Annotated in this window: 7 protein-coding genes; 1 reads left to right on the top strand and 6 read right to left on the bottom strand. The window is 63.4% G+C overall.

From position 1 onward, the window contains the following. Positions 1-215: 215 nt before the first annotated feature. The gene (locus tag EOA32_RS00430; RefSeq protein WP_128370500.1) at positions 216-1,754 is read right to left on the bottom strand and encodes a trimethylamine methyltransferase family protein; all 1,539 of its coding nucleotides are present in this window, start codon (positions 1,752-1,754) and stop codon (positions 216-218) included. A 207-nt stretch (positions 1,755-1,961) separates the two neighbouring features. Between EOA32_RS00430 and EOA32_RS00425 the strand changes: the two genes are divergently transcribed. Next, entirely contained in the window at positions 1,962-2,552 is a 591-nt protein-coding gene (locus EOA32_RS00425) for a transglycosylase SLT domain-containing protein (RefSeq protein ID WP_128370499.1), read from the top strand. 20 nt (positions 2,553-2,572) lie between these two features. Here the strand turns inward: EOA32_RS00425 and EOA32_RS00420 are convergent, their stop codons facing one another. The 5 genes from EOA32_RS00420 to EOA32_RS00400 form a co-directional block, all read right to left on the bottom strand. After that, positions 2,573-4,783: an ABC transporter ATP-binding protein gene (locus tag EOA32_RS00420; protein ID WP_066990565.1), complete on the bottom strand. Its 2,211-nt coding sequence runs from the start codon at positions 4,781-4,783 to the stop codon at positions 2,573-2,575. A 50-nt stretch (positions 4,784-4,833) separates the two neighbouring features. Next, the gene (locus EOA32_RS00415; RefSeq protein WP_066990564.1) at positions 4,834-5,991 is read right to left on the bottom strand and encodes an ABC transporter permease; all 1,158 of its coding nucleotides are present in this window, start codon (positions 5,989-5,991) and stop codon (positions 4,834-4,836) included. 14 nt (positions 5,992-6,005) lie between these two features. Continuing rightward, positions 6,006-7,040, bottom strand: coding sequence for an ABC transporter permease (locus EOA32_RS00410; protein ID WP_066990563.1), 1,035 nt, complete (start codon positions 7,038-7,040; stop codon positions 6,006-6,008). Positions 7,041-7,189: 149 nt separating this feature from the next. Next, positions 7,190-8,848 carry an ABC transporter substrate-binding protein gene (locus EOA32_RS00405; RefSeq protein ID WP_095779087.1) on the bottom strand — a complete coding sequence of 553 codons (1,659 nt, stop codon included), beginning with the start codon at positions 8,846-8,848 and terminating at the stop codon, positions 7,190-7,192. 270 nt (positions 8,849-9,118) lie between these two features. Continuing rightward, on the bottom strand, positions 9,119-13,278 hold a 4,160-nt coding region (locus EOA32_RS00400), incomplete at its 5' end, for a translocation/assembly module TamB domain-containing protein (RefSeq protein ID WP_128370498.1).

The following is a 13,278-nucleotide window of genomic DNA, read 5'->3' as shown; positions in this document are numbered from 1 at the left end:
TTCTTCTCGTTGTTTCAGTGAGTTGGATGACTGAGTGGATTCAGGATGAGAGGCATGTCTCTCCTCAAACGTCGGCGCTGCCCCTCACCTTGCCCTCTCCCCGTGAAAAACGGGGAGAGGGGTCGCCAGCGCTGTAGCGCTTCCCTTCTCCCCGTCCTTCACGGGGAGAAGGTGCCGGAAGGCGGATGAGGGGCGGCGCCAGCGTTCCAAAACCGTCACGGCTCGCCCTGCCCGATCGCTTCCTTGCGGCGCGCCATATAGACTTCAAGTGCCTCGCGCACGGCTGGGTCCATTGTCGGCTGAACGTACTCTCCCAGCGCCTTCTTCCAGAGCCGGGTCGCGCGCGCCGTCGTGTCAAGCGCGCCGGCCTCCTGCCAAGCCTCGTAGTTCTGCCAGTTGGAGAGCATCGGCTGATAGAAGGCGGTGGCATAGCGTTCAAGCGTATGCGGCTCGCCGAAGAAGTGGCCGCCGGTGGGCACGGCGCCCAATACGTCGACCGCCAATTCGCCTTCGTCGACCACGATCGGTCGCAGGAATTCCATCATGTGCTGCATCATCTCGACATCGATGATAAGTTTTTCGAATGAGGCCGTCAGTCCGCCCTCCTGCCAGCCGGCGGCATGATAGACGAGGTTGCCGTGGCCAAGCATGGCACCCCACAGCGCCATCAGCGTCTCATAGGCGCCTTGCGCATCGGCGGCATTGGACGCCGAGCCCGGCGTCGTGCGGTACGGCAGATTGTAGCGCCGCGCCAATTGCCCGGAGGCGATGTTGGCCTTGGTGTTCTCCGGCGTGCCGAAGGCCGGCGCGCCGGACTTCATGTCGACATTGGAAGTGAAGGCGCCATACATCACCGGCGCGCCGGGCCGCACCAATTGGGTCAGCACGATGCCGAACAGTGCCTCGGCATTTTGCTGCGCCAGCGCGCCGGCAAGCGTCACCGGGCTCATCGCGCCCATCAGCGTGAACGGCGTCACCGCCACCGACTGGCCGAACTCGGCCATGGTCATCAGCCCTTCGGCCATCATCTCGTCGAAGCGGCGCGGCGAGTTGACGGAAATGATGGTGGTGACGCCGGGATCCCGGCCGATCTGGTCGAGAGTCAAGCCACGCGCGATCGCCATCATCTCGATGCCGTCCAGCGCCCTGCCCCGGCCGATCGCCGAGACATGGAAGCATTTGTCGGTCAGCGTCAGATTGGCGAAGTAGGTGTCGAGGTGCCGCGAATTCGCCGGTAGCTCGATCGGCGCGCAGACCTGGTTCCCCAGCATATGGATGCAGTTGAAATGCTGCGCCAGCCGGACGAGATCGCAATAGTCGGCGAGATTGCCGGCGCGGCGGCCGCGCTCCATGTCGTGCACATTGGGCGGCCCGGCAACCAGCGTGAAGTTGATCGTGTTGCCGCCGAGATAAACGGCGTGAGCCGGGTTGCGTGGCGTAAGTGTGTAGCCGGCCTGTGTCGTCTTCAGCGCTTCGTCGACCATGCCCCGATCGAGGCGCACATTCATCGAGCTGTGATCGACCTTCGCGCCGGCGCGTTCGAACAGCGCGAGCGCTCGCGGGCTCATCACCTCGATGCCGAAATTTTCGAGAATATGCATCGAGGCCTGATGAATGGCCTCGATCTGGTCGGCCGAAAGCACCGCCATCGGCGGGTAAGGGTTGACCACGCGCCGTGGCGGCAGCTGCGGAATGGCGGCGGGCCCGCGGTTGCTGGTCCGTTCGGCGCCGCGTTTTCGTCTTGGTTCGGTCATGCGTCTATCAGAGCGCCGACGTCAGGCGCGAGCTGTCAGGAATTCGCCATTTGCCGGCGTGATTTTAGCCAAGGCGGCATTTTTTCATTCTGATGAAGACAAATGCGACGAGCGAAGTCGAAATATCGATAGAGCCACGCGGCGCCTCGGCCGGCGTTAAGGAAGCTCGAAAGATTCCTTTTATGATTTCGGCCTATTCGTCTGCCGATGCTTAGGTCGAGTTTTAGTAAAATTGTCGTTGTCTCTGTGCTGCTGGCGCTTTCGGCCTGCGCGACGGCGCCCAGCCACATCAACAATGTCTGCGACGTCTTCGACCAGAATGACGGCTGGTTCGACAACTGGCAGTCCGCCGCCGAGCGCACCGAACAAAAATACGGCATTCCCGTTCCGGTGCTGATGGCGACGGTGCGCAAGGAATCCGGCTTCAAGAGCAACGCCCGGCCACCGCGCACCAAGCTGCTCGGCTTCATTCCCTGGAAACATGTCTCCACCGCCGCGGGCTATTCGCAGGCGCTGGACGGCACCTGGTCGCAATATCAGATGGAGACCGGCAACTGGGCAGCGCGCCGCAGCCGTTTCGCCGACGCCATCGACTTCGTCGGCTGGTATCATTCCAAGACCGTCGACACTTTCGGCGTCGCCCGCAACGATACCTACAGTCTCTATCTCGCCTACTATCTCGGCTGGTCGGCCTACGGCCGCGGCAATCGCGGCGATGCCGGCGTGCAGAACTACGCGCACGCCACCGATCAGATGGCCCGCGACTACGCCGCCCAGTTGCGGCAATGTGGGAGCTGACCCCGGGACCGGGCGAAGTCTTAGTTCGGCTTCGGCCTCTTGCCCCTCGGGCGCTTGGGCGGGGTGCCGGCAAAGCCCGGCCCCGTGCCGTGCGGCGCGTCGTCCGGCACGCCTTCATGTGCCGCATGCTCCTTGTCGAACTTGATGACCGGCTCCATCTTCGCCAAGACATCGTCCGACAGCCAGCACAGGCTCATATGGCCGTTGCCGAGATTCTTCACCGGCGGCACCGTCGTCTCGCACAGATTGTCCGGCACCAGCTTCTTGTAGCCGCAGCGCGTCTGGAAGGGGCAGCCGGTCGGCGGGTTCATCGCCGATGGGATATCGCCTTCGAGCACGATGTGCTTCTTGACCACGCTGGTGTCGGCGATCGGGATCGCCGAGAGCAGCGCCTCGGTGTAGGGATGGTAGGGCGGCGAGAAGATCTGGTCCGTCGTCCCCTGCTCGACGATATAGCCGAGATACATGACGACGACACGGTCGGCGATGTAGCGCACCACGGACAGGTCGTGGCTGATGAACAGCATCGTCGTCTTGTTCTTGCGCTGGATGTCCATCAAGAGCTCGGTCACCGCCGCCTGCACCGAGACGTCGAGCGCCGAGACCGGCTCGTCGGCCACCACCACCTTGGCGTCGCCAGCGAAGGCGCGGGCCACGCCGATGCGCTGCTTCTGGCCGCCTGAGAGCTGGCGCGGCTTGCGGGTCTCGAAGGCCCGCGGCAGCTTCACCAGGTCGAGCAGCTCCAGCATGCGCTTGCGCCGCTCGGCGACGGTCTTGCCGACATTGAACTTCTCCAGCGTGCGGATGATCTGCGAGCCGACCGTATGGCTGGGGTTCAGCGTGTCGAACGGGTTCTGGAAAACCATCTGGATCGACGACACCGTCTCGACATTGCGGCTCTCGATGCCGGTAGACTGGATCTCCTTGTTGCCCAGCGTCACGGTGCCCGAGCTTGCGGTCTCAAGCCCCAGAAGCACCTTGGCGAGCGTCGATTTCCCGCAGCCGGACTCGCCCACGATCGCGACCGTTTCGGACTCGCGCGCGGTGAACGAAATCGTCTCGTTGGCCTTGACGACGCGGCCTTCGCTCGAGCCGAACACCTCGCTGCCGCCGACCTTGTAGTACTTCTTGAGATTGTCGATCTTGAGCACCGGCGCGCCGGGCTCGACCTTTTCGTTGACCTTCTTGGCGCCGGGCGGCAGCGCTTCCCAGTCGATCTCGTTGAAGCGCACGCAGCGCGAAAAATGGCCCTCATGCCCCTCGACGGCAACCATCGGAATTTCGGCGGCATTGCAGACGCCCTCGACGAAATGGTGACAGCGGGGTCCGAAATTGCATCCCTTCGGCCGCTCATGCGGCAGCGGCAATTGGCCGGGAATGGAGATCAGCGGCCGCGAATTCTTGTCGGCGCCGGGCAGCGGAATCGAGCGGAACAGCCCTTGCGTATAGGGGTGGCGCATCCGGTCGAACACGTCCTCGATCTTGCCGGTCTCGACGGCCTCGCCGGAATACATCACCGTGATCTTGTCGCAGGTCTCGAGAATGAGGCCGAGATTGTGCGACACGAAGATCATCGAGGTGCCGAACTTCTGGCCCAGCCCCTTGACCAGTTCGACGATGCCGGCCTCGACGGTGACGTCGAGCGCCGTCGTCGGCTCGTCGAGGAGCAGCAGCGCCGGTTTCGACAGCAGCGCCATGGCGATGACGATGCGCTGCTGCTGGCCGCCCGAAAGCTGGTGGGGATAGGAGCGCATCATGCGCTCCGGATCGGGCAGCTTGACCGCGCGCACCATCTCCAGTGCACGGTTATGGGCCTCTTCCTTCGAGACCTTGTCGTGGATCAGCGGCACTTCCATCAATTGCTGGCCGACCTTCATCGCCGGATTGAGGCTCGCCATCGGCTCCTGATAGATCATGGCGATCTTGTTGCCGCGGATCGCCCGAAGCTCCTCGTCGGACATCTCGCCCATGTCCCTGCCCTGGAACTTGATGCGGCCGCCGACGATCTTTCCGATGTTTGAGAGGTCTCGCATGATGCCGAGCGACACGGTCGACTTGCCGCAGCCGGATTCGCCGACGATGCCCATCGCCTCGCCGGGCATGACCGTGCAGGAAAAGTCCATCACCGCCGGGATCTCGCCCTTGCGGGTGAAGAAGGAGATCGAGAGGTTCTCGATCTCGATGATCGGCCCATTGGTCGTCTTGGCTGGATCTCGAACTGCCTCGTTCATGGGTCGCTCCAATCCTTGCTTCTTGGAAGATGGGGCCCGAAGCCCCGCCATCAATCCTTCATCGACTGTTCGCGCAGCGAATCCGCCAAAAGGTTCAGGCCCAGCACGAACGACATCAGCGCGATCGTCGGCGGCAGCGCCGGGTGGATGAAAGAGCGCAAGAGCCGGCTGGCATCCTTGATCGCGGTGCCCCAGTCGGGACTCTCCGGCGCCAGCCCCAGGCCGAAATAACCGAGCGTGCCGAGCAGGATCGTCGTATAGCCGATGCGCAGGCAGGCATCGACGATCAGCGGTCCGCGTGCATTGGGCAGGATTTCCCACAGCATGATGTACCAGGGCGATTCACCGCGCGTCTGCGCCGCCGCCACGTAGTCGCGCGTCTTGATATCCATGGTCAGCCCGCGCACGATGCGGAACACGCCGGGGCTGGAAGCGAACACCACCGCCACGAAAATGTTGAGCTGGTTGGGATCGATGTGGACGATCCTCAGCGGATCCTTGTCGAAGACGAGGCCCGTATAGATCCAGCCCCCGATGACGAGCGTCAGGCCGAGCAGGATATAGAGCCGGTCCGGTCGGTTCTTGTAGCGGGTCCAGAACAGCACGCAAAAGAAGATGATCGGGAACAGGAAGAACAGCCCCGCCAGGGCGTACGGGATAGGCGTATCCATGATGCCTGGCGTCACCAGCAGGTAGAACAAAAGGATCACCGGGAAGGCCAGCACCAGATTGGCGAGGAAGGACAGCACCGTGTCGATCTTGCCGCCGTAGTAACCGGCCGGCAGGCCGAGCGTGATGCCGACCATCAGCGCAAAACCGGTCGCCGCCGGCGCGATGATCAGCACGATCTGGCTGCCATAGACCATGCGCGAGAACACGTCGCGGGCGAGCTTGTCGCCGCCGAAATAGTAGACGAGCTTCGAAGTCGGCTCGATCGCGCCGGGCAGCGTATCCTTCATGATCGACACCTGCGCCAGCGGATCGAAAGGCGAGATGGTCGAGGCGAAGATCGCCGTGAACAGCCAGAACAGGCAGATGCCGACGCCGGCAATGCCGACGCCGCTGTCAAAGAGCTGGCCGTAGAGCCCGAGCTTCTTCTTGTAGGTAAAGCTAACGCCCATCACCAGGACAAGCGCGACCCATACCGGCCAGAAGCGCCAAAGCACGCCGAGCACGACATCGAAGGCACCGATATATTCGATCTGCATCCGCCCTGCCCCCCCTATTGAACTCTGATGCGCGGATTGAGAAACGCGTAGCCGACATCCGAGATGAGTTGGGTGATCAGCACGATGAACACCGAGACCAGCGAGCAGCCGAGCAGAAGGTCGATGTCGTTGTTGCCGGCGGCCTCGACCAGCGTGTAGCCGAAACCCTGGTAGCGGAACATCACCTCGACGATGACGACGCCGGTGAGCAGCCACGGGAACTGCAGCATGATGACGGTGAAAGGCGCGATCAGCGCGTTACGTAGCGCATGCTTGATCACCACACTGCCGAAGGAGAGCCCCTTGAGGCGGGCCGTGCGGATATACTGCTGCGTCATCACCTCGACCATCGAGGCCCGCGTCATGCGTGCGATATAGCCGGTGCCGTAGATCGCCAGCGTGATCACCGGCAGGGTGAAATTGTAGAAGGTGATGCCCTGGCTGGCGGATGCCGCCGAGCCGTTCAGCCAGCCAAGCCACGAGGCGAAGATGACGGTGAAGATGACGCCCGACACATATTCGGGCGTCGCCGTCGAGGCGATCGAGGCCACCGACAGGGTCCGGTCCGTTCGCGAGCCTTCGCGCATGCCGGCAAGGATGCCGATGAGCAAAGAGATCGGCACCATCACCGCCAGCACCCAGAACATCAATATGCCGGTGGCGCCGAGTGCCGGAAACAGCTTGGCCGCGACCGTCGTCTTGAACTTGGTCGAACAGCCGAAATCGCCCTGCAGCACGCCGGAGAATTTCGGCTCGACCGGGTCGTTGCAGAAGGAGAAGCGCTGCGTCACCTTGCCGGTGGCAGGATCGGTGATCGGCTGCTTGGGCAGGACGCCCAGCCATTGGCCGTAGCGCGCAAAGAAGTTCTGCCGGTAACCGTGATTGGCCAGCCAGCTTTCGAGCTGTTCGGCCGACGTGTGCATCTCGGTCTGGCTGATCGCCAGCTTCTTCAAGTTGGGCTCGAGATTGACGAGAAAGAAGACGACCAGCGTCAGGCATAGCATCGTGAGCAGAATCGTGCCGATGCGTCTGGCAATGAATGAGAACATGCGCGCTCCCCTGCCGGCCGGGTTGGGGTCAGATAGGTTCAACCCTGTGTCGGATACCTTGTGAGGCTCCGCCACCGTTGCACAATACGCAACGGCGACGAAGCTGCAAATACGAGGGGCTGACGCCCCTCATATTTATCGCAAAAGGATCACGCCTGTTCGAGCCAGACCTTGCCGAAGTCGTGCTCATAGGTCGGGTGCATCGAGTGGTTCTTCACCTCGGGCTTGATGTTGATGTAGAGCTTGCGCCAGTAAGGCTGGATGATGATGCCGGAATCCTGCAGGGTTTGCTCGATGTCCTTCATCACAACCTTGCGCTTCTCCGCATCGGCGATGCCGAGCGCCTCGTTGACCTTCTTGTCGAAATCGGGATTGGCGTAGGCCGTCTCGTTCCACGCTTCGCCGGAGCGATAGGCGATGGAGATGACCTGGATGCCCAGCGGGCGCATGTTCCAGTTGGTTTGCGAGAAGGGATACTTCGTCCAGTCGTTCCAGAAGGTCGAGCTCGGCAGCACGGTGCGCTTCACCTTGATGCCCGCTTCGCGCAGCTGGGCCGCGATCGCGTCCGTGGTGTTCTTGTGATAGTCTTCGTCGTTGCTGATCAGTTCGTGCTCGAAATCGATCACGCCGGCTTCCGTCAGCATCTGCTTGGCCTTGGCGATGTCGCGCTTGACCTCGGGCAGCTTGACATATTCCGGATGGATCGGCGCGACATGGTGGTTTTCAGCCGGGGTGCCGGCATTGCCGTAGCCGAGCTGCAGCACCGTGGCGTTGTCGACCGCAAGCAACATCGCCTGACGAACCTTCTGGTTGTCATAGGGCTTGTGGGTGATGTTGAAGCGCGACACCACGGTAGCCGCCGTGACGACCTCCGAAACCGGCGCGCCGACATCAGCGATGATCTTGATGTAGTCGGCGGTCGTTTCGTGGTTGGTCTGGACTTCGCCGGATTCGAAAGCCGAAACCGTCGCCGCCGGATCGGTGCCGTAATCGATGAACTCGACACCATCGAGGAAAGCTTCGCCCTGCCACCACTTGCCGGTCTCGCGGCGCTTGTAGACCACCTTCTGGCCGACATCGTAGGAGACAAGCTCGAACGGGCCGGTGCCGATCGGGCAATTCTTGAAGTTGGCGCCCTTCTCATCGAAGGTCTTGTGCACGACCAGTGCCGGGTAATCGCACATGTTCGGGATGATCGCGATGTCGGGCTTGCTCAGCTTGAGCTTGACCGTCATGTCGTCGACCTTGACCACGGAGCCTTCGCGCAGCTTCTTGGTGCCGTCGTCGACCAGGCTGCCGAGGCGGCCAGGCATCGAGTTGCCTTCCGCTGCCTTGTCGGCCCAGCGGGTGAAATTGTAGATCACGTCGTCGGCGGTGAACTTGTCGCCGTTATTCCATTCGACGCCTGGCCGCACATGCAGCGTGTATTCAGTGGCGTCGTCGTTGATGTCCCAGCTTGCCAGCAGGTAAGGCGCGAAGGTGTATTCCTTCGTGTACTTCACCAGCGGCTCGAGCGCCTGGCGCTCGGCATTCGCAATCTCCGACCAGTCGGCGGTGCGTGGATCCTTGGGATCCTTGATCGACATGGCGACCTTCAGCACGCCGCCCTTCTTGCCCTGCACGTCCTCGGCCTTGGCCGGCGTCGGCGCGGCGAGACCGAGCATGCCGTAAGCCATTGCCGTCGATGCACCGAAAACGCTGGCCAAAGCCAGGAATTCACGGCGGTCCACCGTGCCCGACTTGGCCGCTTCGGCCATCGCCAGGATGTGGTCCGGAACGCGGTCACCGTTACTTTTGTAGATTGCCATGACTGACTCCCATTGTTTGGCTTTCTGCCTTTTAACATTCCGCATCCAGGCCGTGATGTCAAAAGCCGGTTTGGAATTGGAACATGGTGGGGAATGTGCAACTTTGGAATGGGCCCGGTTGGCGTGATAGCGACAGCCTTGACGCAAATTTGTTAGTCCAAAGCACATTTCCAAAAATTAACAGGGCAATCAAATCAAGACATTGTCGGCGGACAGGGCCTCGCGGGCGCGCCAAAAGTCCGCTTCAGCCCGCCGGGGCGGGCAACACCGTCAATATTCGCGTTCGTAGAAGACGCCGCCCTTGGCTTCGCCCGCGTCGTTGGCCTCGCCGCGCAGCTTCACGCCCCTCCCGACGTTGAGATCGATCGTCGCCTTGCCGGAGCCCGGTTTGTCGCCCTTCTGGATTGTCACATAGGTACGGTCGTTGAGGTACTTGCCGGCCGAAACCGCGGTGCCGCCCTTCTCGTCGGTCGTCACGTCGAGATCGTCGATGCCGATCGCGCTGCGTAGATTGTCCAGCAGCGAGGTCGTGCCGCCGGCGCCGGCCAATTGCGCGGCCGCGTCGGCAAGCTGGGCGATCTGCAGCGGCGAGAGATTGGACATCGAGCGGCCGAAGATCAGTTGCGCCAGAACCTCGTCCTCTGGCAGCGCCGGTGCGGAGGAGAAGTTGAACTTCGGGTTGGTCGCCTCGCCCGAAACGACGATGGTGACGGTGGCGCTGCTGGTCGTCGTGGTCGCGGTCAGGTTGAGGTAAGGCACAAGCGAACCCTGGAACCCGACCGTGCCCTCGGTGAAGGTCAGCCGCTTGGCAAGGATCGTCAGCCGGCCGCGCTGCAAGGTGAAGGTTCCGACGGCCTGCGGCGAGGATGCCGGGCCGGTCAGCTTCAGCGAGCCGCCTAGCTCGGCGTCGACGCCCCTGCCCTGGATGAAGATCTGATTCGGTGCGTTGACCGTCACGTCGAGGACAAGGCCACTGCCGCTGCTGCCGCCGCTGCTGGATGTCGGCGGGTTCAGCGCCCTGTCCTGCGCGCGCACCGCGCGCGGCGGGTTCTTATGCTTCACATCCAACTCCGAGAGCGAACCGGGCAGTTTGTCCGGCACGGTGATGACCGTCCTCGCCAGATTGATGGTGCCGGCGATCACCGGCGCCGACACGAGCGGGCCTTTGATGGTCAGGTCGCCGCCGAGATTGGCGGTCACCACCCTGCCGTCGGTGTAGCGAGCGTCGGTGAGTTTTATCGACAGGTCGGCCGGAAAACCTTGCGCCGGCGTGATGCCGACGGTGCCGCTCGCCGAAAGGTTGCCGCGCGTCGACAACGTGCCCGTCAGGCGATTGATCCTGGCGACGCCGCCGCCGATCGACACGTCGGCCCCGACGTCGTTGACCGCCAGCCCGGAGCGCGCGTCGATGAGACGGGCGCCCGACGTCGTGACTTTGCCGCTGATCACCGGCGCGGATACAGGACCGCGCACCTGCACGTCGACATTGGCGGTTCCGTTGAGCGCCAGGCCTTGCACGGCGAGTTTCGAGGCAAGGAAGGAAAACGGCACCTTGCCTTTGAAATCGAGCGCCAGGGTCGGCCCGCCTGCCGTCGTCACCGTGCCGCCGCCCTTGAGACCAAGGCCGGCGCCGTCGCTGATGTTGGCGTCGAAGGCGAGCTTATTGCCGGCAAAGGTTCCCGACGAGGATACGTTCATGCCGCCGAGGCCTGCGCCCCGCGTCTGCGAAGTCTGCACGCCCGAGGCATCGACATTGAAGACGACCGTCGGAGTGGCCGGCGCGCCGGAGACCTTGACCGTGCCCGAGATCGAGCCCGCCGCATCGAGGCCAGGCGAGAAACTGTTCGCGAGCGAGACCGGCACCCTGGCCAGATTGGCGTTGATGTCGAGCGTCTGCGTAACCTTGCCCGTCACCGTCGCCGTGCCGCCGCCGAGATTGAGCACCAGCCGGTCGAGCGTCGTCGCGCCGTTGGCGATGGTCACGGTCGAGGCTTGCGCGATCGCCGCCTTGATGCCTTGCACCGTCGCTTGGCCCGACGCGAGCTCGACGGTCGTCGTGCCGTTCGCCACTTTCACCCGGCCGGCCGCTTTCGCCGGAATGGTCTTCACGGTGGCGCCGCCGGAAAAGCCGGTCCAGTCGCCGTCGCGCTTCAGCTCGACATCGATGCCGGTAACGGCAGTGCCGCCGGAGGTCACGCTGTCGGCGCGGATCTTGCCGGAGATGACAGGTGCCGCAAGGTAATTGGCGATCTGGGCGTCGATGGCGACTTTTTTGGCCGAGAGGTCGCCGCGCCTAATCGCCGCCGTCGTTGCCTTGACGGCGACGTTCGGTCCGTTGCCGGCCTTCGAGAAGGCGATCGTGCCGCGGACGTCGCCTTCCGCCTTCTCGAGCGCAAGCGCCGCCAGCGGCCCGATGTCAGGAAGATCGAGCGACACGGTGCCCACCGGCACGAACGCTTCGTCAAGCGCGAGGTCGCCGGAGATCTTGTTCGGTCCCAGCGACAGCAGAAGCCCGTTGATCGCGCTCTTGCCATTGGCGGTGGCAAGCACCGCATTGCCCTGCAGCGGCTGTCCGGCGACATTGCCGGTCAGTTGCACATCGGCCGCCGGATTGGCGGCATCCGCCTTGCCTGTCGCGGTGAGTTTCAATCCGGTGATCTCGCGCGCTGCCACGGACAGCCTGTCGCTGTTCACCGTCAGCGCAAGGTCGGGCGCCATGATCGGACCTTGCGCATTCAGGCCAAAAGCGATGGCGCCCTTGGCGTCTTTCGACAGCAGCGAAACGTCGCTCAACGCCCCCCTGATGTCGGCGGCAAGCTTGTTGTCGGCAAGGCTCGCCTGCCCGTCGGCGCTCAGTGCGCCCGAGTTGAGCTTCAAGCCGGAGACATTGACGTTGCCGTTGGCGTCGCGTTTCAGCGCGGCGCTCAATTTCGCGCTCTCGCCCAACATGCCGCGCACCGCCGCCGGCAAGGCGGAAGAAGCGACATTGGCGTTCACATTGAGGTCGACGGCGCCGTCGCGCAGCGACATGCGGCCGGCGACCTGGCTGTTGAGCGCATCGCTCTTGAGCGAGCCGCTGTTGACGGCAACGGCGTCGCTCGTCAAACGGCCGTTGACCTCGGCCGTGACCTTGCCGGCAACCAACGGCGCGATCATCGGATTGTCCAGGCCGATCCTGTCAATCGACACCGCCCCGGAGACCGGGCCTGCCCGCCCCTTGAGATCGAACGCATCCGAATGCAGCGCAACGGCAAGGCCGTCCACATTCACCTGGCTGGCGGCAACCGAAGGCAGGATGGCGGAAGCCTCGAGGCGGGCTTGCGTGCTTTGGCCGGCTATCTTTGCCGACAATGACTGGACCTCGATCTTGACCGGGCTTTCGGCGCTGCCGATCGTCAACGGCAGGCTGGGTCCGGATGACGTCAGATCGAGCGAAAAATCGCTGACGCCGTTCGGATTTAAGGTGCCGGCGGCGTTGCCGGAAATCTTGTCGCCCGCAAGCGTTGCATGGTCCAGGGCCAGGCCGCTCGCCAGACCGTAGCTGCCGACGGCATCCAGATTGAGCGGCCCAAGTCCGGCCTGGCGGGTCTGGCTGGTCTCGGCGCCGGCAAGCTTGGCGTCGAACTCGATATCGGGATTGGCCGACGGCCCCGTGACGTGTGCCGTGCCTTCCAGCGTTCCGGCAGCATCCAGGCCCGGCACGAAATCATTGGCGAGCGCCGCAGGCAGGCCGGCGAAATTGGCCGTCAGGTCGAGGAGCTGGCCGGCGCTGCCGGAAATGGTCGCCGAGCCGCCCCCGAGATTGAGCGCAAGCTTCTCGACGCTAGCGACGCCGTTGGCGATTGCAAGGCGCGACGGCTCGGCGATCGCCGCCTTGATGCCGCGCAGGGTCGCTTCGCCGGACGCAATCTCGACGCTGGTCTTGCCGTCGGCGATCTTCACGCGCCCGGTCGCGGTGGCCGGAATTCCGGATGCCGTCGCGCCGCCGGAAAAGGCGGTCCAGTCGTCGTCGCGCTTCAGGTCGATGCCGATACCGCTGACCACCGTCTTGCCGGAAGTGACGCTGTCGGCCTTGATCGTGCCCGATATTGCCGGTCCCTTGAGATAATTGGCGATCAGCGCGTTGACGGTGATCGCCTTCGCGGCCAGTTCGCCGCGGGCGATCGATGTGCTGGCCACATTGATGGTGAGGTTCGGAGCCGCGCCATCCTTGGCGAAAGCGATCGTGCCGTTGATATCGCCGGTCGCCGTCTGGCCGCCAAGCGCCGCCAGCGGACCGACATCGGGAACGGTGAGCGTCAGAGTGCCCACCGGCACGAACGCTTCGTCAAGCGCGAGGTCGCCGGAGATCTTGTTCGGTCCCAGCGACAGCAGAAGCCCGTTGATCGCGCTCTTGCCATTGGCGGTGGCAAGCACCGCATTGCCCTGCA

This window comes from Mesorhizobium sp. M1A.F.Ca.ET.072.01.1.1, assembly GCF_004023325.1.
In the GTDB taxonomy this organism is placed as follows: domain Bacteria; phylum Pseudomonadota; class Alphaproteobacteria; order Rhizobiales; family Rhizobiaceae; genus Mesorhizobium.
The sequence above is the reverse complement of the archived record's forward strand: the minus strand, read 5'-3'. Positions and strand labels throughout refer to the sequence as shown.

What these genes read in the sequence shown, in the direction of transcription:
- EOA32_RS00430 (WP_128370500.1), bottom strand. Translation starts at nt 1,754, where the DNA reads ATGACCGAACCAAGACGAAAACGCGGCGCCGAACGGACCAGCAACCGC.
- EOA32_RS00425 (WP_128370499.1), top strand. Translation starts at nt 1,962, where the DNA reads ATGCTTAGGTCGAGTTTTAGTAAAATTGTCGTTGTCTCTGTGCTGCTG.
- EOA32_RS00420 (WP_066990565.1), bottom strand. Translation starts at nt 4,783, where the DNA reads ATGAACGAGGCAGTTCGAGATCCAGCCAAGACGACCAATGGGCCGATC.
- EOA32_RS00415 (WP_066990564.1), bottom strand. Translation starts at nt 5,991, where the DNA reads ATGCAGATCGAATATATCGGTGCCTTCGATGTCGTGCTCGGCGTGCTT.
- EOA32_RS00410 (WP_066990563.1), bottom strand. Translation starts at nt 7,040, where the DNA reads ATGTTCTCATTCATTGCCAGACGCATCGGCACGATTCTGCTCACGATG.
- EOA32_RS00405 (WP_095779087.1), bottom strand. Translation starts at nt 8,848, where the DNA reads ATGGCAATCTACAAAAGTAACGGTGACCGCGTTCCGGACCACATCCTG.